Here is a 23030-nt window from a genome sequence, read left to right as displayed (position 1 = left end):
CTCGCGCTGACTTGCAGGTCTGGTTGCTTCCGCAGTCCGGATCCTGCCGGCCGTCCTGCGGCCGGTCAGGATGGCTGGGTCGGCCCGGCGGCGTCTACTTTTGCGCGCCAGCATTCTGATCGCTTGAGGACCGTGAGGCCGGAGAAGTCGCACTGGCCCCGGCAGAGGCCGATCCGACGGTGCCAGAGCCCGAACTCATGGCCTCGAAAACCGACATGCCATGCGGTCCGATGGTCATAACGACCGGATTGCCCTCGCTGGATTTCGCTTGGACCACAAATGACTGCGCGACAACCTTCACGTCGGTAAACCCTGCGCTCTCCAGATCCTGCCTGATCTTCTGAATCGCGGCCGTGTTCTGTGCCCCGCCGGCGTTCTGGCCCTGGTCCGTCGGGCTCTTCTGGTCGTTGGCGCTGGAGGCCGCGTCCATCTGCGAGCTATTGACCGGACCTGAGGTCTGCGCGAACGCCGAAACGGCTGGGCAGGCAAGCAAAGCGGCGGCGAGGATCAACTGTTTCATGGACGTTCTCCTTGATAATTTTAGGATCGCGATCGCCGACCAGAAAGTCCGCACCGCCATGCCTGGCGGCGGCGCTCATGGCGGCGATCAGAAAAGCAGGAATTGATCGGATCGTTCCTAGTAGCGATGCTCAACAAGCCTTTTGCCTGAACTCCACGGCGGGAGAAAAGAACCGGCAAATAGAAACCGTTGCGAAGCTGGGTGATTTGACACGCAGCGATCACAGGAGAAACGCAATGGCTGCACATGCTGGAGAAGCCGCGGAGCAAACCGGCGATTTCCGCTGCGAACGATGCCACGAGACGACCCACGTCACGAAGGGCCACAAAATTCCCAAATGCCCGAATTGCGGGAATACCAGCTTCGACACGCGACGAAACGAGCCTTAGTTCGCGCGGGTTTTGGTTCGCGCCGGTTTTGCGAGCGACCTTGGCAGGGGAGCGTTACGGCACGAGGGTCTGTCGACACGTTCAGCGTGGTGCGTGCTGGGAGGGCACGCGGTGCCCTGTCCCATGCGGCGGTTCGAATTGCTGACGTCCGATCATCATCATGCGGCCGACAGGCCGCGCCGTCATGGCAGTCCGTTTCAGCAGTTCTTGCAGATCTGCCCCACCGTCCGATCAGCCTTGTTGTTCTCCTGATCTATCTTGGAATCGCTGTCCTGCTCTTTGGTTCGCGTAGGCCTGCCGATGCCGCCGGCAGGCGCGGCGTTTTGCGCGTTCGCGGCTGGCGCGCCTGATGAGCTTGCGGTGCCGGCGGTGTTGGTGCCGGGCGTTGTTCCTGTTCCAAGCCCATTTTCGGCGCCGGTTCGCTGGTTAACGCCAGGCTGCCCGGTCGAGAGACCATTGACCGTGCCCGTCGCCACGTTTCCATTGAGCCCAGGAGCCGTTGTCGACGCACTTCCATTCGCGCCTGTCGCGCCAGTGCCGGCAGCTCCGCTGGAGGGAGATGTTGAAGCTGCTGCGCCAGCACCCGAGGAGGACGAGGCGCCACCTGCTCCGCCGGCAGATCCGCCGCCGCTGCCACCTCCGCCTCCGCCGCCTTGAGCAAACGCGGCGCAAGGAATGATCACAGCCAGGACAAGGGCAACTCGGGAGACGTTCATGCCGCACCTCCTTTAGCGATCAAGCCTTCCCTTGCTGTTTGGTTCCTGTGTCGTCGCGGTGTGCGCTGCAGGGATGCAACCTTCGGGACCGCCCAGTGCGATCGCGGTCAGCGCTTGCTGCCGTGCTGATCCATGAACTCGGATGGATGCGCGCCACTATCGTTCTGCAAACGCGGGCGCCGAACGCAGCGCATATCTTCTAGGTCGTTGATTGACGCGCACTAGATCCGGGTCGGCCGGCGAGCGGCGGTTCTCAGAACGATCGGCAAGGCCCGTATCGCGGACGCTCCACGATTTGAGGTTAGCCGAGCGCCTGACTTGCAAGCGCGTAAGTTGTGGGCCTTGAAGAGCGCGCATTTGGATCGCAAAACTCTCCCCCGAGCGACATCGTCGTAACGCTGTCGAAAAACGCGAGGCCCGAGCCAGCCAAAAACGAGCAGAACTCGCCGTCGGCCAGGTGCGTATCGAGCCTCAGAAACTCTCCTGCATGGGCAGCGACGTGCGGCGCAATCACCGCGATCGCGTCCTCGTCGTTCGAGGCGACCACCGGCCCGACGACATGCCCCCGCCCGAACGGGCGGCAGAGTGCGAAGGCCTCGAGACGACCGCGCCGATAGAGCCCTACCCCTGCGGATTGCGGCAGGAGAGCCCCAAGCAGCGCGAGGCGTGATGCTCCGAATGCTTGCGCATCGAGTTCGGCGATTGCCCGCAGATCCCTCTCGTGAAGGGGACGCAATTCAGCTCCTCCGGAAAGGAGCGGCATCTCGCTGGACCATTGCGCCTCGCCTTGACGCTGGAACACCGTGCGCTCGGTACGAAAGCCGAGCGAGAGATAGAGCTTGCGGGCTGCGCGCGTGGCATTGAGGCGGAGATTTCGTCCCTTGCACGCGGACAGAACCCGCTTCATCAACCACCGGGCCGTGCCGCGTGTCTGAACGCGGGGTGACGTGATGACCATTCCGACGGTGGCAAAATCCGGCCCGTGGGGAAACCACATGGCGGAGCCCAGCAATCGTCCGATTTCATCGTGAACCGCGATCCCGTGTCCCACGTTGCGCAGAAACTGCCAGTCCTCGGGCCGGTGCGGCCAGCCTACGCCGATCGACAACGTGTAGAGCTGTTCGAGCTCTACCGTGTCGATGTCGACCGCGCGCGCATCGAAGGCATCGATCGTGAGTGAACTGGTCGTGCGAGGCTTCATGTCTCTCTCTGATCAGACCCGACATCGGCCGAAGCCGCCGCTCCGGGCTCCGGAGAAGCTCAGCATAAACCGGCCGCTGCCGCAGATTACATTTCAGAACTGCCGTGCAACGAAACAATCCACCAAATCACGATCGCATTCGGCACCGGATGAACGCTCGCTCCGATAGCATGGTTCAACCTGGCGAGTTCGCCATTGTTGGTGCGATCGACTTCGAAAATGACATTTCTCTTCAATTCCGACGCACAGCGCGCGACCGTTTTTCGCGACGCCTTCGCTCGCGATCTCCCGCACCTGCCGTTCGCGATCGGCCCCGTCGGGGTGGATCCCCGACCAGGCTTTACGGGCGTCTGGAAGACCATCGAGACCGTCCGCAAGATCTACGTCACAGTATCATGAGCCTGAGCTTCGACCCCGATCAGATTTCGCTGCCGATCGGCCACTTGATTGGCGATCGGCTGCTTGAGGCGCCCGGCCTGCTTCCGCTGCAGCGCCCTTCGGATGGCTCGTTCTACGCCGAATGTCCCGTCGCCTCGGAGGAGATCGTCGACGAGGCGGTTCAAACCGCCAGAAAGGCCCTGAAGACAAGCAACTGGGGTGGCGTGCGGCCGCGCGAACGCGCCAACGTCCTCAAACGCTGGGCCGACCTCATAGAGCGCGAAGCCTACACTCTCGCGAAAGTCGAGGCGATTTCATCGACCCGCCCGGTCGGCCAACTCGTTGCGGGAGACATCGCGGTGACCGCGGAGCAAATCCGCTTCTTCGCCGAATTCGCCGACAAGGAGGGCGGCGACCTGGTACCCACCGATGATGGGCATCTCGGCATGATCATGACCGAGCCCTACGGAGTCGTCGGCGCCATCACGCCCTGGAATTTTCCGCTGTCCATGGCAGGCTGGAAGCTCGCACCGGCGCTTGCCGCGGGCAACGCCGTGGTGCTGAAACCTTCCGAGCTGACGCCATTCTCCTCGGTCTTTCTCGCTCAATTGGCGATCAAGGCCGGCCTGCCCCCCGGACTCATCAACGTCGTGCTCGGCGATGGACCAACGACCGGCGCCGCCATTACCGGCCATTCCGATGTGGCCAAGGTGAGCTTCACCGGATCGACCGGCGCGGGAGCTGCGATCATGGTCAATATTGCGGCTACCGGCATCAAGCCAATGACACTCGAGCTCGGCGGCAAAAGCCCACAGATCGTGTTCGCGGACGCCGATCTCGATCAGGCTGCTGCGGCGATTGCCGGCAGCATCCTCGCCAACGCAGGTCAAGCCTGTGTCGCCGGATCGCGGCTGATCGCGCACGCCTTCGTGGCCGAACCGCTCGTTGAGGCCATCCTCGCTCGCATGAAAGCCGTTCGCGCTGGTCCGACCTGGGATGCCGCAACCACGTATTCGCCGATCATTTCCGAGCGGCAGCGCTCGCGAATTCACACGATCGTCCGAGCAGCGTGCGCCAGTGGCGCCGAGTGTCGAGCGGGCGGCGAACCCATGGACGGCAAAGGCTATTTCTATGCACCGACGCTTCTTGCCAACGTGCAGCAAGCTTCTCCCGCCATTGCCGAAGAGATCTTCGGGCCGGTGCTGACGCTTCAGACATTCACCACCGAGGAACAAGCCGTGAGCCTCGCCGACCATCCGACCTACGGACTTGCCGCCGGACTTTACACGCGCGACGTCTCACGCGTGATCCGGGTCACGCGCGCGTTTGCCGCCGGCACCGTGTGGGTCAACGGCTATGGCCGATCGCGCGATCACATTCTGCCGACCGGAGGCTACAAGCGCTCCGGCATCGGCAAGGATCTCGGCCGCGAAGCTTATTGCGCGAACCGCCGCTCCAAGAGCGTACTCATCCATATCGAGGGGCTTTCATGAAGAGCTACGGCATCGCACTCATTCCCGGCGCCGGCATTGGGCGCGAGGTGACAGCAACCGCACGGGCCTTGCTGGGGGCCGCCGGCACCGAGGCGATCACCACAGCCGTGCATTCCCGTTTCTCCTAGCCGACAAGGATCATCAGATGCAGAACCTCAACGACGAAGGGCTGTTCCGCCAGCGGGGCCTGATTGGTGGCCAATGGGTGGGGGCACTTTCGGGAGCAACGATCGATGTGATCGATCCGGCGACGCAGGCCATTGTCGGCACCGTGCCGAACATGGGGCGGGACGACACCCGCGCCGCTATTGCTGCCGCCGCCGCCGCTTATGCGGGTTGGCGTGCGAAGACCAACGCCGAGCGCGCTGTGCTTCTGGAAGCCTGGCATGGACTCATGATCGCGCATCTGGACGATCTGGCGCACATTTTGACGCTCGAACAGGGCAAGCCATTGGAGGAATCAAAGGGCGAGATCCGCTACGGTGCCTCCTTCGTCAAATGGTTCGCGGAGGAAGCCCGGCGTATCGGCGGCACGACGATCCCCTCGCCGACGCCAGACCGGCGCATCCTTGTTCTCAAGGAACCGGTGGGCGTGTGCGCAATCATCACGCCCTGGAATTTTCCAAACGCCATGATCACACGCAAGGTCGCGCCAGCGCTCGCGGCGGGGTGCACGGTTGTGATCAAACCCTCCGACTTCACGCCCCATTCGGCACTCGCTCTGGCGGTGCTGGCGGAGCGCGCCGGTATTCCCCGGGCGTGGTCAACGTCGTCACCGGCCTGCCAACCGAGATCGGCGCGGAGATCATGGCCAACGAAACGGTGCGCAAGATCTCGTTCACGGGCTCGACCCGCGTCGGCTCGCTGCTCATGCGCGGTGCCGCCGATAGCATCAAGCGTGTGAGCCTCGAGCTCGGCGGAAATGCCCCTTTCATCGTCTTCGACGATGCCGATCTCGACCTCGCGGTCGAGGGCGCGATCATGTCGAAGTTCCGCAATGGCGGCCAGACCTGCGTTTGCGCCAACCGGATTCTCGTGCAGGCCGGCGTTTATGATGCCTTCGCGGACAAGCTTGTGGCCCGCGTCGAAAGAATGAAGGTGGGACCAGGCCTGGAGCCGGGCGTGGCGATCGGGCCGATGATCAACGAGGCGGCGATCAGCAAGATCGACCGCCATGTCGCCGACGCACTGTCCAAGGGTGCCCGTCTTGCGGGCCAGCCCGTGAAGCTACCGAAGGGGCCGCAATTTACCGCGCCTATCGTTCTGACCGAGGCAACCACCGAGATGGCGCTCGCGCACGAAGAGACATTTGGTCCGGTCGCGCCGCTCTTCCGTTTCGAGACCGACGCGGAGGCGGTCGCCATCGCAAATGCAACCCCGTTCGGACTCGCGGCTTATTTCTACACCAGAGACCTGAAGCGCTCCTGGCGCGTCGCAGAGGCGCTCGAGGCGGGCATGGTCGGCCTCAACACCGGCATGGTGTCGACGGAAGTGGCGCCATTCGGGGGTATCAAGCAATCCGGCTTGGGTCGCGAAGGAGCCCAGGTCGGGATCGAGGAATACCTCGAAACGAAGGCGTTCCATATCGGTGGGTTGGGATAACCATGTGCGACGGAGGGGGCGCGTGCCTGCGCTCTCTCCGGGTCCAGGCAGCCGCTGCAGACGAGTTAGCGCAATGCTAGGCGCTCCACCTGAGAGCGCGCGGTCGTACTACTGAACGCGATCGAGCACCTTGTAGTACATTCCCACCAGCGGCAGGAACCACGGCTTGCCGAAATGGCCGGGCACCGCGGGCCAGTCGAGGCCCTTCATCGGGTTCTGGTCTTCGCGTCCGAGCATCGCGTCGGCGATGGTCATTCCGAGATGGGTGGAGAGCTGTGCACCGTGGCCGGAATAGCCCATCGCATACCACAGCCCGTCCTGATAACCGGCGCGTGGATAGCGATCGCTGGTCATGTCGACGAGCCCGCCCCAGCAATAGTCCACCGGTATGCCGGCGAGTTGCGGAAAGGTTCGCGCGAGACCGTCGACCAGTACCGCCCCGCTCTTTGCGTCGGAACGCTGATCCGACCTGGCCGAGAAGCGTGCGCGCCCGCCGAAAATCAGGCGATTGTCGGGTGCCAGCCGAAAATAATTGCCGACGTTCATCGAAGTGACGCAGGTGCGGTTGCCGGGCATGGTGGCCGCGATTTCGGCCGCATCCAGCGGACGGGTCGCTATGATGAAGCTTCCGACGGCAACAATGCGGCGACGGAAGTAGCGAAAATTCGGTGTGGTGTAGGCGCCGGTCGCCAGCAGCACCTGATCGGCGGTGACACTGCCACGAGAGGTCGTCAAGCGATGACGCGAACCTTCCTGCGCCTGCGCGGTGACCGGCGCTTGCTCGAAGATGATCGCGCCGTGGCGTTTGGCCGCCTCGGCTAGTCCGACGCCGTAGCGCCCCATATGCATCATCGCGCTCTTCTTCGAGAGCATCGCACCAAAGAACGGCGAGCCGATTTCCGAGCGAAGATCCTGGGCGGACAGCAACGCGGTCTCTGTATCGACCTCGCGATGGACCGCTTCGAAATTCCGCGCGATGGAATCGAAGTGCGTCGGTTTGGACGCGAGCTTTAGCTTGCCGGCACGGCGGAAATTGCAGTCGATGCCCTCCTCCGCAATCAGCGCCTCGAGCGTGTCGATTGAGGCATCGAGTGCGCGGTAAAGCGCGATGGCTCGCTCCTTTCCCAACTCCGTTTTGGCGGAAAGATAACTATGCGCCAGACCATTGTTGAGATGCCCGCCGTTCCGGCCCGATGCTCCGCTGCTCACCCGGTCCGCTTCCAGGACGACGACCCTCGTTCCGGCCCTCGCGAGCTGGCGCGCAGCTCCCAGCCCCGTAAAGCCGCCGCCGATCACTGCGACGTCATAGTGCCCCTCGACGGGACCTGTGTCCCCGCCGTCGAAGCCTGGTGCGGTATCGTGCCAGTAAGAGACGTATTTCACCGCAGATCCCGACCGCTCAGAGCCCGAACACGCTTGGCAAGGCGTCGATACCCTTGATCTCGACATAGCCGTAATAGGGATTGCCGGGCTCGTGTCCGCGATTGACCCACACCTTGTTCTTGATGCCGAGGTCGTGAGCCGTCATCAGGTCGTAGCGAAACGACGAGGAGCAGTGCACCACGTCTTCCGGTCCGCAGCCCAACATATCAAACATGAATTCGAATCCCTTCATGCGAGGCTTGTAGGATCCCGCCTGTTCGGCCGTGAGTGCGGCGTGAAAAGGCGCCCCAAGCTTCGCCACGTTGGACGGCAGCTGCACATTCATGGCGTTCGAGAGGATGACGAGCGGAATCTCCTTGGCAACCCTGGCAAGGCCGGCAGGAACGTCCGGATGCGGCCCCCAGCTCGGCACGCGATCGTACACCATGTGTGCATGCTCGACCTCGAAGGCGACGCCATTGCGCTTGCAGGCGCGCTCCAGCGCATTGTGGATCACTTCGGCATAGGGTTTCCAGTCGCCGAGAACCTCGTCGAGCCGATACGCCGCGAAATCCCGGACCATGGCGGCCATCTGCGGTTCGGGTAGACGCGCGCCATAGAGATCCTGCGCCGCTTCCGCCATCTGGAAATTCGTCAGCGTGCCGTAGCAATCGAAGGTCACGTATTTTGGGCGAAACTGGCTCATCATCTTTGTCCTGGGGCGCTCGCGCGATGTCGGTGCCGCAACAATAGAGGAGCCGTGCGGCATAAGATGCGGCTTTTCCGTCGGCTGCGGTGAAAGATATCGTTCGCGCGGCGGCCTTCAGACGATCTGCACATCGCCAAAATACGAGACTGATGCCGGACAGGAAAACGAATCGATGACCCAAAGCACCTTATCGCTCACCGCCTTCGGCCCCGAGCATCTCGATGGTGCCCTGCGGCTTTCACTTCAGGCCAAGTGGCCGCACCGGCTCGAGGACTGGCAAGTTGCACTCGACTTGAGCGAGGGATTAGTCGCGCTGGACGCGAATGCCGCAACCGTGCTCGGGACGGTTCTGATGACGCCCTACAAAGGGGATGTCGCAACCATCAACATGGTGATCGTCGATGAAGCCGCCCGCGGGCGCGGATTGGGTCGTGAGCTCATGGCGGCGGCCATCGCGCTTGCGGCGGGGCGCGCGCTGAGCCTCGTTGCAACCAGCGAGGGCATGCCACTCTATCAAAAGCTCGGCTTTTGCCAGACCGGAACGATCGCGCAGCATCAGGGAACGGTTCTGCATATCGTCCCGCCTGCCAATGTCCGGCCGGCCGAGTCGCACGATATCTCCGGGATTCTTGAACTCGACAGAAGCGCATACGGTGCAGACCGCAGAAATCTGCTTCTTGTGCTTGCGAAGCTTGGCCAGCTTGCCGTGCTCTGCAATGGCCAGACGCTGACTGGATTCGCGGCGCTGCGCAGCTTCGGCAGAGGTGAGGTGATCGGCCCCGTCGTGGCGGCAAACGCGGACGACGGGAAGGCCTTGCTGGCCTATTTCATGGCTAAGCGGGAAGGATGCTTTGTACGCGTAGATACTGCCGAGGCCTCTCAATTGGGGGCCTGGCTCACGGACAAGGGACTCGTCCGGGTAGACGAGGGCATGGCCATGCAGCGCCCTGCCGCTGTGCGATCCAGCCACGCGCCATTCACCACATTCGCGCTCGCCAGCCAGGCTTTCGGATAGGTGGAGACTCCAATGCTCAGCAACTCGCTCATCGAGCTCGATCGGGCTCACCTCGTCCACCCGGTCGCATCGTACCGCGGTCACGAGGCGGCCGGCGTCAAGGTGCTGAAATCGGCCAAAGGGGCGATAGTGACGGATGCTTCCGGACATCAGCTCGTCGACGGCTTTGCCGGCCTCTGGTGCGTCAATGCCGGCTATGGGCACGAGAGCATCGTTGCGGCCGCAACCAGGCAGATGCAGGAGCTTCCCTATGCAACGGGCTATTTCGGCCTCGGCTCAGAGCCGGCGATCCGGCTTGCCGCGGAGTTGGCTCAACGCGCGCCCGGCGACCTCAACCACGTCTACTTTACACTGGGCGGTTCCGACGCCGTCGACAGCACGGTCCGCTTCATTCGCTACTATTGGCACGCTCGCGGCGAGCCGCAGCGCGAGCATTTCATCACCCTTGAACAGGGGTATCATGGGTCTTCGGCCGTGGGCGCGGGGCTGACAGCCCTGCCCGCCTTTCATGCCGGCTTCGGCGTGCCGCACAGCTGGCAGCACAGGATCCCCTCGCACGACGTCTACCGCAATCCAGCCGGAGCGAACGGTGACGCTATCACCGCCGCATCACTGGCCGCGCTCGATGCGAAAATCGAGGAGATTGGCGGCCCGCAACGTGTTGCCGCGTTCTATGCCGAGCCGATCCAAGGCTCAGGCGGTGTGCTCGTGCCGCCCAAGGGCTGGATGAAAGCGATGCGGGCGCGTTGCCAGGCTTACGGCATCCTCTTCGTGGCGGACGAGGTCATTACCGGGTTCGGCAGGACCGGACCGCTTTTTGCGTGCAGCGAGGACGAAATCGTGCCGGACCTCATGACGCTCGCCAAGGGATTGACATCTGGATACGTGCCAATGGGCGCGGTCTTGCTCTCGGATCACGTCTACGACACGATCGCCGATGCGGCGGGCTCAAGCGCTGTCGGCCACGGATATACCTATTCCGCGCATCCCGTCAGCGCCGCCGTGGCCCTGGAAGTGCTGCGCCTCTACGAAAACGGGCTGCTTGCGAATGGCGCAAAAGCGGGTGCACGTCTGATGGCTGGCCTGCAATCGCTCAGGGATCATCCCCTCGTTGGGGACGTGCGCGGCCGTGGCATGCTCGCCGCCATCGAACTTGTCACTGACAAGCAGCGCAAGACGCCGCTCCCCGCCGCCGCCGAACCAGCAAAGCGCATTTTCGACCGCGCCTGGAAAAACGGCCTCGTCATCCGGGCTTTCCCGACAGGCGTGTTGGGCTATGCTCCGCCGCTCTGCTGCTCCGACTCCGATATCGATGCGATCATCGAGCGGACCGCAAGGACGCTCGACGACACACTGGCCGATGCCGAAGTTCGCGCCGCATTGCAACATTAATGGGCAAGCACATTGAGGTGGCAGCAAGCAGGTCCGAAATACTAGAAATCGAAGCATCTTCGCAATTTTGTGCCGTGGCGCACGGGCTTTTCGGCCAAAGCCGTGAAACTATCCTGCGAGACTTCGATCGCGGGAAAGAATGCAATCCTGAGGGGCGCCGCGTTACGGTCGTTTGACAAGACCACGCCGGCATCCAGCACAATGGCGCGACGGAATAATCCGTCGCTCACCGCAGCATGAGCCATAGCCTTAGTCAGCGACGAGGGATTGACATGAACGACACAACGACGAACTGGTCTTGTTCAGACGACGCCGCGGTCGAGAGCGCTATTCGGCGCGGGGCTTCCCGCCGCGACTTGCTGAAGTTGATGCTCGCCAACGGCATGGTGTTGGCGGCTGCCAACACGGTCTTCGGTCGCGCATCGCAAGCGGTGGCAGCGACGCCCGTGAAAGGCGGCGCTTTGAAAGCCGCGGCTTGGTCCTCCTCGACGGCCGACACGCTCGACCCGGCCAAAGCGTCGCTCTCGACGGACTATGTGCGCTGCTGCTCCTTCTATAATCGCCTGACATTTCTCGACCAAGCCGGCGTACCGCAGATGGAGCTCGCCGAATCGATTGAAAGCGGCGACGCCAAGACCTGGACGATCAAGCTGAAGAAAGGGGTCACCTTCCACAACGGCAAGGACCTCGGCGCCGACGACGTCATCTTTTCCCTGAAGCGCCATTTGGACAAGGCAACCGGATCGAAAGTGGCGGCAATCGCCTCCCAAATGTCCGAGTTCAAGGCCGTCGACAAGAATACCGTCGAGGTCACGCTGGCGAGCCCCAACGCGGATTTGCCGACGATCCTGTCGATGCATCATTTTATGATCGTGGCCGACGGCACCACCGATTTCTCCACCGGTAACGGGACCGGCGCCTTCACGTGCAAGCAATTCAGCCCCGGCGAGCGCTCGATCGGCGTGCGGAACACCAACTACTTCAAGAGCGGCCCGAACGTCGATTCGTTCGAGTTTTTCGCCATTCCCGATGAAAACGCTCGAATCAACGCGCTGCTGTCCGGGGATATTCATCTCGCCGCCGCGATCAACCCACGATCGCTGCGCCTCCTCGAAGGCCAGAATGGTTTCGCACTGTCCACGAGCACGTCGGGCACCTATACCGACCTGAACATGCGGATGGACATGGCGCCCGGCAGCAATCGGGATTTCGTTGAGGGCATGAAATACGTCGTCAACCGCGAGCAGATCGTCAAATCGGCACTGCGCGGCTTCGGCGTCGCCGGCAACGATCAGCCGGTGTCGCCCGTCAACTTCTTCTACAACAAGGCTCTCAAGCCCAAATCGTTCGACCCCGACAAGGCAAAATTCCATTTTCAGAAAGCGGGCGTTCTCGGGCAGAGCATTGAGGTGATTACCTCCGAAGCGGCCAGTTCGGCGATCGACATGGCCATGATCGTCCAGGCATCGGCCGCCCAAATCGGCATGAAACTCGACGTGAAGCGCGTGCCTTCCGACGGCTACTGGAGCAATTACTGGCTGAAGGCGCCGATTCATTTCGGCAATCTCAATCCGCGTCCGACGCCGGACATCCTGTTCTCCTTGCTCTACAAGTCTGACGCGCCGTGGAACGAGAGCCGTTTCAGCTCGGAAAAATTCGACAAGATGCTGCTCGAGGCCCGCGGTTCGCTCGATCAAGCCAAGCGCCGCGAAATCTACAATGAGATGCAAGTCCTGGTGTCAGAGGAAGCGGGCACCATCATTCCGGCCTACATCTCCAATGCGGACGCCATCACGGCCAAGCTGAAGGGACTGGAGCCCAACCCGCTCGGCGGTATGATGGGCTACGCGTTCGCCGAGTACGTCTGGCTTGCTACCTGAGCGGCCCATTGCTGCAATCGTGGCTGAGAAACTGAGCGGCAGTGCGGGAGCTCGAATGTGAGAAGACAAGTTATGTCGCTTGTGGCGAAGCGGCTTGTTATCGCCCTGATCACGCTCATAATCGTTTCGTTTGCGGTCTTCTTTGCCACCGCGCTCCTGCCCGGCGATACAGCCACCATCTTGCTCGGCCAGTCCGCAACGCCCGAAGCCATCGAGGGTCTGCGCAAGGCCATGCACCTCAACGATCCCGCGATCGTCCGCTTCCTGAAATGGATGGCCGGCCTCGTTCAGGGTGATTTCGGCACGTCTTATGCAAACAACGTCTCTGTCGCCAATCTGATACGTGGACGGCTCGCCAATACCATGAAGCTTGCAGGATTGACCGCCTCGATCGCCGTGCCGTTCGCCCTGACGCTCGGCATCACCGCCGCAATGTGGCGAGGCACCCTTTACGACCGCATGGTGACCGTTGCGACCATCGGCATCATCTCCGTGCCGGAGTTCATGATCGCAACCTTGGCGGTGCTGCTCTTCGCAGTCTACCTCAAATGGCTGCCGGCGTTATCTCTCACAAATGAGGTCAAGTCGTTCTATGACCTGATGAGGATCTACGCGATGCCGGTGGTAACGCTCACGATCGGGGTTTCGGCGCAGATGATCCGCATGACCCGGGCCGCCGTCGTCGAGACACTGAACACGCCTTACATCGAGATGGCGCTTCTCAAAGGCGCCTCGCGCCCTCGGCTGGTGTTAAGACATGCATTGCCCAACGCGCTTGGCCCCATCGTCAATTCGGTCGCACTCTCGCTGTCGTATTTGCTTGGTGGCGTGATCATCGTAGAGACAATCTTCAATTATCCCGGCATCGCATATTTGATGGTCGATGCCGTTTCCAATCGCGACCTGCCGCTGATCCAGACATGTGCGATGATCTTCTGCCTGGGATATCTGACATTGATCACGGCAGCCGACATCATCGCCGTCCTGTCCAATCCGAGGCTCCGATGACGAAATCCACTTCGCCCGGCCGGCTCGGCGTGCAGTTTGGCTATCGCTTCAATCTCATCGGCGTGACGGCGCTGAGCATCATCCTTCTCTGGGGTGGCATCGCCGTTTTCGCCCCGCACATCATCCCGCATTCTGTCGGCGAGATCGTCGACACCGATTACTTCGGGCCCATGAGCCGAGATTTGTGGTTTGGCTCCGACTATCTTGGACGCGACATATTCTCGCGCATCCTGATGGGCGCGCGCTACACGCTCGGCATCTCGCTTGCCGCCGTCTCCATTGCCTGTTTCAGCGGCGTCGCACTCGGCATGACTGCAGCAGTTGCGGGCGGCTGGTTCGACAGTTCGCTGAGCCGGTTTCTCGATGCACTCAACTCGATTCCCAGCAAGCTGTTCAGCCTCGTCGTCGTCGCGGCCATCGGCTCGTCAATCCCGGCGCTGATCGCGACGCTCTCGGTGATCTATACCCCAGGCGCCTATCGCTTCGCCCGCGCTCTCGCCGTCAATGTCAACACGATGGATTTCGTCATGGTCGCCCGCATTCGGGGCGAAGGCCTGCCCTATCTCATCGCCTCCGAGATCCTTCCCAATATTCTTGGTCCCGTGCTTGCCGACCTCGGCCTTCGCTTCGTCTTCATCGTACTCCTGCTTTCCGGCTTGTCCTTTCTCGGACTCGGCGTGCAACCGCCCTATGCCGATTGGGGGGCACTGGTCCGTGAGAATATCGGCGGCCTTCCCTTCGGTGCGCCGGCGGTGATCTTCCCTTCGCTCGCCATCGCAAGTCTCACGATTTGCGTCAACCTTCTGATCGACAATTTGCCGCGCAGAATCCGCGACCGGAGCGCCGAATGACGGGAAACCTCGTCGAGATCCGCAATCTCAGGGTTGAAGCGACAACCGACGCAGGCCGGCGGGTCGAGATCATCAAGGATATCAGCCTCGACATCACCGAAGGCGAGATCCTAGCCCTCATCGGCGAAAGCGGCTCGGGCAAAACCACGATTGCCATGACGCTTCTGGGCTACACCCGCCAAGGCTGCGCTATCACCGGCGGCGAAGTGCGAGTGGCCGGCGTCGACATGGTCAAGCTTTCGGAAGCGGAACGCGCCCGAATTCGCGGGACCACGGTCGCCTACGTGCCCCAGAGCGCCGCGGCTGCCTTCAACCCTGCACTTACCATCATGGATCAGGTCACCGAGGTGGCACGTATCCACAAGCTCATGTCGGCCGCTGAGGCACAAGCGAAAGCCCTTTCGCTGTTCAAAGCGCTCTCGCTTCCGGAGCCGGAAACGATCGGCGACCGCTATCCGCACCAGGTCTCGGGTGGTCAGTTGCAGCGTCTTGCCGCCGCCATGGCCCTGATCGGTCAACCGAAGGTCGTCATCTTCGACGAGCCTACCACGGCACTCGACGTCACGACCCAGGTAGAGGTGCTGCGCGCGTTCAAGGCCGTCACGGCGCAGCACCACATTGCCGGCGTCTACGTCTCGCACGATCTTGCAGTCGTCGCCCAGATCGCCGATCGGATCGTCGTGCTCAAGGACGGCTCAGTCCAGGAAACGGGCACGACCAGCCAGATCCTCAACGACGCCCACCACCCCTACACCCGAGAGCTTTTGGCCGCGTTCAGACCGGAGGCGCGACAGCACGGGCCCGAATACGAGGCTGCGACGAAGCGTCCCTTGCTTCAGGTCGACGATCTGACGGTCGGCTATGGTCCTCGTCTGCGTGATGGACGACCATTGGTCAGTGCTGTGGAGGCCGTGAGCCTCAAGCTGGACCGGGGGCGGAATCTCGGCATCATCGGCGAGTCCGGCTGCGGCAAGTCAACCCTTGCCCGGGCGATCGCCGGAATCCTTCCGGCCTATGCGGGCGACATCATCTTCAACGGCAGGGAGCTGGGAAAAGTCGGCCGCAGCCGCACCCGCGACGAGCTCCGCCAAATTCAGATCGTGTTCCAGCACGCCGACACCGCGCTCAATCCCGCAAAATCGGTGCAAGACATCTTGAGACGTCCCCTGACCTTCTATCACGGCATGAGCGGCAAGGCGCGCGATGCGCGCCTGAGCGAACTTCTCGATCTGGTCCGTCTCCCCAAATCGGTGCGCCATCGATTGCCGGGAGAGCTTTCAGGCGGCCAGAAGCAGCGGGTCAATTTCGCGCGAGCACTCGCTGCCGAGCCGACGCTCATCCTGTGCGACGAGATCACGTCGGCGCTCGACACTGTCGTGGCAGCCGCCGTCGTTGAGCTCCTGAAGGAGTTGCAACGCGAACTCGGCCTCTCCTACATTTTCATCAGCCACGACTTGTCCGTCGTGGAAGCGATCTGCGACGAGATCATCGTGATGTATCGCGGTCAAAAGGTCGAGGAGATCACGCCGACACGGTTGACGGCACCGCAGCACCCTTATAGCAGACTGCTGTTCTCTTCGGTCCCCAAGCTCGACCCCGCCTGGCTCGATAATTTGGAACAGAATGCCGAAGCGGTGCGGGCCTATTCTCGCCAGTAGAACCGGCCGCCGGGTCGGCGAGATCAAGCCGGAAACAGGCTCGTCAGCGGCATCTGCGAGCGCACGATGGGCGACTTCAACACGACGAAGCTGAAATATTTGTCGATGCCGATATCCATGTCCGTCAGACGTTCCATGATGGTCTGGTACTCGCCAATGCTGGCGGTGACGAACTTCAGCATGTAGTCGTAACCTCCCGAGACGAGATGACATTCGATCAGCTGCTCGACCTTGTCGACCGCCGCCAGGAAGCGGGCAAAGTCGATTTGCCTGTGGTTCTTCAAAGTCACCTCAGTAAAGACGGTCAGCGTCTGCCCCAGCCTGCGTAGATTGATGCGAGCCGAATAGCCTTCGATATAGCCCTCGCTCTGCAGTCTCTTCACGCGCATGAGACAAGGGCTGGGCGACAGGTTGACCAACTCGGCGAGCTCGACGTTGGTGATGCGACCGTTCTTCTGGAGTTCGTGCAGGATCTTGACGTCGATTCGATCCAGCTTCATTGGCGACCCTCCATCGAACACGCGCCAAGCGGCGCAGCATAAAAATTGGCACTAGTAGCCAAAACTCACTCATCCTGCATTTATTGTCCATCATGACCTCATATCTTTAGGCCAGAATACAGTTTTGCAGGGCTGAGCGGATGCAGCATAAAGTGCTGAGCTGCCATCGAATCCAGCGTCGCGCGCACCAACGCCTGACTTACGATGCGACGAGCAAAAGCTAGGAAGTCAGGATGCCCGCGCCACTCAGCCATATCGAGACCTCGCCGGATCTCCCCCGCGGCGCCGACGTGGTCGTCATCGGAGGCGGCATCATTGGGGTGTTTGCGGCCTATTATCTTACCCTGAGAGGCCTGAGCGTCGCCCTCGTGGAAAAGGGGCGGATCGGAGCCGAGCAGTCGAGCCGAAACTGGGGCTGGTGCCGCCAGCAAAACCGCGACGCCCGAGAGTTGCCGATGGCGACCAGGAGTCTGGATTTGTGGGAGAGCTTTGGCGCCGAAAGCGGCGAAAACACGGGTTTCTCCCGTCGTGGCCTGCTGTATCTCAGCGATGATGACCAAGAGATCGAGGGGTGGGCGCGCTGGCGCGACTTCGCGCGAACCGTCGGCGTGACCACGCACATGCTCGATGCGACCGAGGCGACGCAGCGCGGCGCGGCGACGGGACGAGGCTGGAAGGGCGGAGTGTTCTCGCCAACCGACGGCACCGCAGATCCCGCCAACGCCGCCCCGGCGGTGGCGCGGGCGATCCTCAACTCCGAGGGCACCGTGCATCAGATGTGTGCCGCTCGCGGATTCGAGACCGAGGGCGGTCGCGTGAGCGCGGTGGTGACTGAGCGCGGCACGATTCGCACGCGCGTCGCCATACTCGCGGGCGGTGCCTGGTCCTCGTCCTTCTGCCATCAGGCCGGCATTCGCCTTCCGCTGGCTTCGATCCGCTCGTCCATCCTCTCCGTCTCGGAAGGCGCGGAAGGCCTGCCGGACGCACTCCACACCTCCGCGATTTCGATTACGAAACGGAGCGATGGCGGATATACCCTCGCCATCAGCGGCCGAGGCCGCGTCGATCCAACCGCGCAGCAGCTCCGCTTCGCCCCGCAATTCCTGCCGATGTTCTTGCGGCGCTGGCGCAGTCTGCTCCCAGGCAGCCTTGAAGGCGTCAGGTCCGGACACGAAACGCTCCAGCGTTGGCGCGTGGACGAGCCGACGCCGATGGAGCGCATGCGCATTCTGGATCCTGTGCCTGATCCGAGCACGATCGAACTTACGCATCGGCGCGCCCTTGAACTGTTGCCGGCACTGAAGAGCACGAAAATTACCGCGACGTGGGCCGGCTATATCGACTCGACGCCCGATGGCGTGCCGGTCATCGGAGAGGCTTCCGGCCTGCCTGGATTGATATTGGCCGCAGGCTTCAGTGGCCACGGCTTTGGTATTGGCCCCGGATCGGGGCACCTGATCGCGGACCTGGTGACGGGCGCCGCACCGATCGTCGATCCAACGCCCTATCGGCCAGACCGCTTTGCCGGACTCGCGGTCGGAAAGGTCTCTGAATTTTAGGGTTTGGAAGCTGGACCGCCCAAATTCAGAGGCGTGTTGCGGCAAGGGCACGGGACGCGAGCTCAACCTATGCTGATCTCGCGCCGCCACCAACCGGCCGGCCCTGTGAATCGAGAATGGCGGCGCCGAGCACGCAAACGGCGGGACGATAGGAGCGAAGATGGGTGGTTGGGTCTGAATCAGTCCCCCAGCGGCCCTTTGGCGTCGCCTTCACTGCCCTTCAGCAACTCGTACTTGATCCGCCGCATGCGACCCTGGGCTTCAAGCGGCTTGCAATAGGCAGTGGACGCGGCGAGCAGATCGATCGTGGCGAGAAGCATATAGCGCGACGCCGTCGGCTTGAGCGCGTCGGCCGCCTCGGCCACGTGTACGCCGAGCGCAATATCCGCGATTGAAGCCAGCCTGCTTTGCGGCCTGGTAATTGCGACGACCAAGGCGCCATATTGCTTGGCGATACCGGCTGCCTCGATCACGTCGTTCGCGGCACCGGTGGTCGAGATGGCAACGACGACGTCGTCCCGGCCGAGGGTCGCGGCGATCATGCGCATCAATCTCGGATCGGAGGCGTGGGAAACGGCGATCCCAAGACGAAAGAACCGGTTCTGAACTTCCGCCGCCGCAAGGGTCGAACCGCCCCCCACGCCGAAAGCGGCAAGCTTCGAACAACGGGAGATAGCTTCGGCAGCCCTCTCGATGTCCTCCTTCCGAAGCCCCTCCTCCGCGGCGGCAATCGCACGACGGATTTCCTGAAACACCGATCGCCAGAGCGCGGGGCGCGCCAGATCCGTCCCGACATGCGGGGGCAGTTCAACATAAATCCGTCCAACCGCCATGGCTTGAGCCAACCTCATCTTGAGGTCACGGACACCGCGGCAGCCGACGGAACGGCTGAACCGAGTGACGGTGGGCTCGCTGACGCGCGCCCGCCGGGCCAGTTCGGAGTTGCTGGCATGAACGGCCAACTCAATATCGGCCAGCAGCACCGTGGCGACGCGCTGCTCCGACGGGCTGAGACTCGGAACGCTCTGTCTGATGAGGGAGATGATGTCGCCGGCCACGATATTGTCGTGACTGGGCGGCTTGGAAACCGCCGCACCAGCGGCCCTTGCCGGGACATTTCGCTTTGCACGCGGCATTGACCGCCCTTCCTCAGGTCAGCTCAACCTACGCTCTTGGCAGGAGGCTGCCGTAAGAAACCTTCAGCACGGACCAGATGTATATCGGCCTTATCCGGGAAGACCAGCATTTTCCGCTTGAAAATATTCGAATTGTGTATGTAACTTTCGAACAAACAATCGCGTGGCTCAGACTTGCAGCTGAAGTCACGGCCCCTGCACTAAGAGGCAGGTGGCTCAACGGGCGGGAGGGGCGATCATGAGATACGGTCCGAGTGTCTTGATGCGTGGCGCCGTAGGGATGGCAACCGCGTTGTTCTTGATTGCGCAGGCCCATGCCGCCACCCTGCTGCGCGAAGCCACCATCGGAGAACCGCCGCCGCTCGATGTCATGCTGACGACAGCCGACGTCGCGTCGGTCATCGGCCGCCACATCTTCGAGACCCTCTATGCGCTGAACTCGACCTACACGCCGCGTCCGATGCTGGCCGAAAGCGATCGCGCGGAAGACGGCGGCCGAACCATCATCATCAAGCTCCGCGAAGGCGTCCTCTTCCATAACGGCAAGGAGATGACCGCGAAGGATGTGGTGGCCTCGATGACGCGATGGGGCAATTTCGGCGCTCGCGGCAAGCTCTTGATGGCCGCGGCCGTTTCGGTGGAGGCGAGCGGAAAATATGAAGTCACGCTGAAATTGTCATCGCCGAATGGCGCCTGGAAGGCTCTGATTTCGGACGTCAATGGCGGTCTTGCGATCTATCCGGAAGACATAGCAGCCAATGCGGGAAACCGGCCGATCGAGCAGAAGGACTATATCGGGACCGGGCCTTACAAGTTCGTGGAGTGGCGGCCGAACCGCTATGTCGAAGTGGAGAAGTTCGATGGCTACAAGCCGGTGAAGGAAAAGGCCGATGGCTTCGCTGGCTCCCGGGTCGCCGTCTTCGACAAGATACGGTTCATTCCGGTGCCTGACGTCAGCACGCGCGTAAGCGGCGTGCAGGCTGGCGACTACGACTATGCAGAAATGATCTCCGGCGATTTATACGAGTCCCTGAGCAAAGACCCATCGGTTCAGGTGCAGCGTACCAACGCGCCGATCTTCGGCCTTTTCTTCATGAACTCGAAGCAGGGAATCCTGAAGGACAATTACAAGCTCCGCCGCGCCATCCAGACCGCGCTGGACAAGTCGCAGGCGCTGCGCGTCGCCTTCGGCCCCAAGGACCTGTGGAATGCCGAGGGGTCGATCTTTCCCAAAGGCACGCCCTGGTACTCGACGGAAGGCACCTCCGGTTACAGTGCGCACGATCCGAAGAAGGCCAAGGAACTCGCAAAGGAGGCGGACTACACTGGGACGCCGATCCGCCTGCTGGTCTCGACGAACTACCAGGCGCATTATGACGAGGCCTCCGTCTTCACCCGGCAGCTGGCCGATGCCGGGATTAATGTTCAGATGATCGTCGTCGATTGGGCGACCCTTTTGAAGATGCGTGGCCAGCCGGAACAGTGGGACATCTTCGTCACCCACCATTCGTTCTCGCCCGACCCGCTGCTGCTCACGTTCCTGAATGCGACCTATCCCGGCTGGTGGGACAGCCCCGAGATCGGCACGCTTCGGGCCGAGTTGATCAAGTCGACCGATCCAACCGCTCGGAAGGCGACATGGGACAAGATCCAATCGCTGATCTATGAACAGGTACCGGTCATGAAAGTGGGCGATGCGTACACCTATGACATTGCTTCTCCAAAGCTCAGGGGACTGAACCCGAACGGTCCCGCCTTCTGGAATGTCTCCACCAAATAAGGACGGGCAATGACGCCGCGGGGATTGTCGAGCGCCGGCGCCGGCGCGCATCGTTGCCGCTGATCAGCCGCGCAATCAGATGTGGTCTTACGCACTCAAGCGCGCAGGAATGACGGCGGTGACGCTTCTGGCAGCATCCGTCATCATCTTCGCATTTATACATGTCGTGCCGGGAGACCCCATCTATGTCTTGCTCGGTGACACCGCGACTCCGGACCAGATCGACGCCTTGCGACACCAACTCGGCCTCGACCAACCGATCATCCTGCAATACCTGAATTGGGCCGGCCATGTGCTCGAGGGCGACCTCGGGCGGTCGATCTTCTTCCAGGCGCCCGTGCTTTCGGTGATTGCCGATGGTGCCGAGACCAGCACCTTGCTCGCCGGCATGACCATGATCTGGGTTGTGATGATCGGTGTGCCGATCGGCATGATTGCGGCGGTCCGGCACGGCACGTGGCTCGACCAGGGGCTGTCCGGCGCGGCGATGCTGATGGCGTCGATACCGACGTTCTGGGTCGGGCTCTATCTGATCCTGATCTTTGCCGCCTGGCTCGGCTGGTTCCCGAGCTCCGGATATCCGTCGATATTCGAAGGCGGGCTTGCCAATCTCCGCTACCTCCTCCTCCCCAGCCTCGCGCTTGCGGCTCCGAATGCCGCTTTGATCCTGCGGTTGACGCGCGCCAGCATGCTCGACGTCTCCCGCGAGGACTACGTGCGCACGGCGCGCGCAAAGGAATCCGGCCCTGGCAGGTGGTGCGCCGCCACATCTGGCGCAATGCGCTCCTGGCGGTCGTCTCGGCATTCGGCTTCACTTTCGCCGCGCTGCTGTCCGAAGCGGTGGTGACCGAAACCGTCTTTGCCCTGCCCGGCATCGGCCGCCTCGTCGTTCAGTCGATCCTTCGCCGGGACTACCCGGTGATCCAGGGCGTCATCCTGGTTATCGTCGTGGTTTATCTTCTGGTCAATCTGATCGTCGACCTGAGCTACCGTCTGCTCGATCCGCGGGTCGAACTTCAATGAGCAGCAACAGCGCGACCATGTGGCTCAAGCCCTTCATCGCCCGGCCGATCGCGCTGGCCGGGCTCGGGGTCCTTCTGGCGACCGTGCTCGCCGCCGCGTTCGCGCCCTGGCTGTCGCCCTACGATCCGTACGCCATCGATCCGATGATCCGTCTGACGCCCCCGAACGCGATCCATTGGTTCGGCACCGACCAATTCGGCCGGGATACCCTGTCGCGCACCATTCAGTCAGCACGGATGGCACTTCTGATCGGCTCGGGCGTGGTGGTCTTCGCCCTCGCGACCGGCGTTCCGGCCGGCGTACTTTCCGCTCTGTTCCCGCGGCTGGGACACCTGCTGATGCGCATGGTCGACGTGCTGATGGCCTTCCCGACCCTGCTTCTCGCGCTGGGCCTGATTGTCATCCTCGGCCCGAGCGTGGCCAACGTCATTCTGGCCATCGGGCTCGGCTACATGACAACGACGACACGCATCGTCTACGGTCTGACGCTGCGCTTGCGCGCTGAGACCTATGTCGAGGCCTCCCGCAGCATGGGAGCTGGAACGGCATGGCTCATCAGTCGCCACATCTTGCCGAACCTGGTCTCACCGCTTCTGGTGCAGGCGAGCTTCGTCTTTGCGTTCGCGCAGCTTGGCGCAGCTTCACTCGACTTCCTGGGTCTCGGCGCACCGCCGGAGATTCCAAGCTGGGGCAACATGCTGGCGGAGTCGCGCACCTTCATCACGCGCGCCCCCTGGTTGCTCTTCTTCCCGGGCATGATGATCGTGGCGACGGCATTTTCCCTGAACCTGGTCGGTGATGCGCTGCGCGATGGACTCGATCCGCGGTTCCGTCAAGTCTTTGGTGAGAAGGGTTAGG

At 62.2% G+C, this 23030-nt stretch carries 19 protein-coding genes and 3 pseudogenes; 15 read left to right on the top strand and 7 right to left on the bottom strand.

All coding sequences use genetic code 11. From position 1 onward, the window contains the following. Positions 1-94: 94 nt before the first annotated feature. Positions 95-520 carry a hypothetical protein gene (locus AB8Z38_RS35710; protein WP_369722221.1) on the bottom strand — a complete coding sequence of 142 codons (426 nt, stop codon included), beginning with the start codon at positions 518-520 and terminating at the stop codon, positions 95-97. A 77-nt stretch (positions 521-597) separates the two neighbouring features. On the opposite strand from AB8Z38_RS35710, the gene AB8Z38_RS35705 reads away from it, so the two are divergent. Continuing rightward, positions 598-909, top strand: coding sequence for a hypothetical protein (locus AB8Z38_RS35705; protein ID WP_369722220.1), 312 nt, complete (start codon positions 598-600; stop codon positions 907-909). A 197-nt stretch (positions 910-1106) separates the two neighbouring features. Here the strand turns inward: AB8Z38_RS35705 and AB8Z38_RS35700 are convergent, their stop codons facing one another. Together AB8Z38_RS35700 and AB8Z38_RS35695 are read right to left on the bottom strand one after the other, a co-directional pair. Next, entirely contained in the window at positions 1107-1385 is a 279-nt protein-coding gene (locus AB8Z38_RS35700) for a hypothetical protein (protein ID WP_369722219.1), read from the bottom strand. A 541-nt stretch (positions 1386-1926) separates the two neighbouring features. Next, the gene (locus AB8Z38_RS35695; protein ID WP_369722217.1) at positions 1927-2826 is read right to left on the bottom strand and encodes a GNAT family N-acetyltransferase; all 900 of its coding nucleotides are present in this window, start codon (positions 2824-2826) and stop codon (positions 1927-1929) included. A gap of 330 nt (positions 2827-3156) precedes the next feature. On the opposite strand from AB8Z38_RS35695, the pseudogene AB8Z38_RS35690 reads away from it, so the two are divergent. The 4 genes and pseudogenes from AB8Z38_RS35690 to AB8Z38_RS35675 form a co-directional block, all read left to right on the top strand. Beyond that, positions 3157-3225 (top strand): annotated as a pseudogene (locus AB8Z38_RS35690) (cupin); the annotation flags it as partial. Then, positions 3222-4697, top strand: a complete 1476-nt coding sequence (locus tag AB8Z38_RS35685) for an aldehyde dehydrogenase (RefSeq protein ID WP_369722216.1) — start codon at positions 3222-3224, stop codon at positions 4695-4697. The pseudogene AB8Z38_RS35690 and the gene AB8Z38_RS35685, both read left to right, overlap by 4 nt. Next, positions 4694-4825, top strand: a complete 132-nt coding sequence (locus tag AB8Z38_RS35680) for a hypothetical protein (protein WP_369722215.1) — start codon at positions 4694-4696, stop codon at positions 4823-4825. The genes AB8Z38_RS35685 and AB8Z38_RS35680 overlap by 4 nt, the downstream gene beginning before the upstream one ends. Before the next feature lie 17 nt (positions 4826-4842). Next, a pseudogene (locus AB8Z38_RS35675) lies at positions 4843-6299 on the top strand (NAD-dependent succinate-semialdehyde dehydrogenase). A gap of 108 nt (positions 6300-6407) precedes the next feature. Here the strand turns inward: AB8Z38_RS35675 and AB8Z38_RS35670 are convergent. Next, positions 6408-7682 carry an NAD(P)/FAD-dependent oxidoreductase gene (locus tag AB8Z38_RS35670; RefSeq protein ID WP_369722214.1) on the bottom strand — a complete coding sequence of 425 codons (1275 nt, stop codon included), beginning with the start codon at positions 7680-7682 and terminating at the stop codon, positions 6408-6410. Positions 7683-7698: 16 nt separating this feature from the next. Beyond that, positions 7699-8367, bottom strand: a complete 669-nt coding sequence (locus tag AB8Z38_RS35665; RefSeq protein WP_369722213.1) for a haloacid dehalogenase type II — start codon at positions 8365-8367, stop codon at positions 7699-7701. Between the two features lie 175 nt (positions 8368-8542). On the opposite strand from AB8Z38_RS35665, the gene AB8Z38_RS35660 reads away from it, so the two are divergent. From AB8Z38_RS35660 to AB8Z38_RS35635, 6 genes are all read left to right on the top strand, one after another. Then, entirely contained in the window at positions 8543-9385 is an 843-nt protein-coding gene (locus AB8Z38_RS35660) for a GNAT family N-acetyltransferase (protein WP_369722212.1), read from the top strand. Positions 9386-9397: 12 nt separating this feature from the next. Next, positions 9398-10777, top strand: a complete 1380-nt coding sequence (locus tag AB8Z38_RS35655; protein ID WP_369722211.1) for an aspartate aminotransferase family protein — start codon at positions 9398-9400, stop codon at positions 10775-10777. A gap of 272 nt (positions 10778-11049) precedes the next feature. After that, positions 11050-12657: an ABC transporter substrate-binding protein gene (locus AB8Z38_RS35650; protein WP_369722210.1), complete on the top strand. Its 1608-nt coding sequence runs from the start codon at positions 11050-11052 to the stop codon at positions 12655-12657. A 57-nt stretch (positions 12658-12714) separates the two neighbouring features. Further along, positions 12715-13665, top strand: a complete 951-nt coding sequence (locus AB8Z38_RS35645; protein ID WP_369722209.1) for an ABC transporter permease — start codon at positions 12715-12717, stop codon at positions 13663-13665. Then, positions 13662-14516 carry an ABC transporter permease gene (locus tag AB8Z38_RS35640; RefSeq protein ID WP_369722208.1) on the top strand — a complete coding sequence of 285 codons (855 nt, stop codon included), beginning with the start codon at positions 13662-13664 and terminating at the stop codon, positions 14514-14516. The genes AB8Z38_RS35645 and AB8Z38_RS35640 overlap by 4 nt, the downstream gene beginning before the upstream one ends. Further along, complete coding sequence (locus AB8Z38_RS35635; protein WP_369722207.1) at positions 14513-16174, top strand: ABC transporter ATP-binding protein; 1662 nt, start codon at positions 14513-14515, stop codon at positions 16172-16174. The genes AB8Z38_RS35640 and AB8Z38_RS35635 overlap by 4 nt, the downstream gene beginning before the upstream one ends. A gap of 23 nt (positions 16175-16197) precedes the next feature. Here AB8Z38_RS35635 and AB8Z38_RS35630 read toward each other — a convergent pair whose 3' ends face one another. Beyond that, positions 16198-16674, bottom strand: a complete 477-nt coding sequence (locus tag AB8Z38_RS35630; RefSeq protein ID WP_369722206.1) for an Lrp/AsnC family transcriptional regulator — start codon at positions 16672-16674, stop codon at positions 16198-16200. Between the two features lie 233 nt (positions 16675-16907). Between AB8Z38_RS35630 and AB8Z38_RS35625 the strand changes: the two genes are divergently transcribed. Continuing rightward, positions 16908-18233: an NAD(P)/FAD-dependent oxidoreductase gene (locus AB8Z38_RS35625; RefSeq protein WP_369722204.1), complete on the top strand. Its 1326-nt coding sequence runs from the start codon at positions 16908-16910 to the stop codon at positions 18231-18233. A 179-nt stretch (positions 18234-18412) separates the two neighbouring features. Here the strand turns inward: AB8Z38_RS35625 and AB8Z38_RS35620 are convergent, their stop codons facing one another. Continuing rightward, positions 18413-19369 carry a MurR/RpiR family transcriptional regulator gene (locus tag AB8Z38_RS35620; protein ID WP_369722203.1) on the bottom strand — a complete coding sequence of 319 codons (957 nt, stop codon included), beginning with the start codon at positions 19367-19369 and terminating at the stop codon, positions 18413-18415. Between the two features lie 238 nt (positions 19370-19607). On the opposite strand from AB8Z38_RS35620, the gene AB8Z38_RS35615 reads away from it, so the two are divergent. The 3 genes and pseudogenes from AB8Z38_RS35615 (at position 19608) to AB8Z38_RS35605 (ending at position 23029) form a co-directional block, all read left to right on the top strand. Continuing rightward, a complete protein-coding gene (locus tag AB8Z38_RS35615; protein WP_369722202.1) occupies positions 19608-21149 on the top strand; it encodes an ABC transporter substrate-binding protein in 1542 nt (513 codons plus the stop codon). A 79-nt stretch (positions 21150-21228) separates the two neighbouring features. Beyond that, positions 21229-22172: pseudogene (locus AB8Z38_RS35610) on the top strand (ABC transporter permease). Then, positions 22169-23029 (top strand): ABC transporter permease, encoded by an 861-nt coding sequence (locus AB8Z38_RS35605; protein WP_369722201.1) that lies wholly within the window; start codon positions 22169-22171, stop codon positions 23027-23029. Before AB8Z38_RS35610 ends, AB8Z38_RS35605 begins: the two are co-directional and overlap by 4 nt. Position 23030 lies beyond the last annotated feature (1 nt).

Origin of the sequence: Bradyrhizobium sp. LLZ17 (assembly GCF_041200145.1) — a bacterium.
Lineage (GTDB): Bacteria > Pseudomonadota > Alphaproteobacteria > Rhizobiales > Xanthobacteraceae > Bradyrhizobium.
The sequence above is the reverse complement of the archived record's forward strand: the minus strand, read 5'-3'. Positions and strand labels throughout refer to the sequence as shown.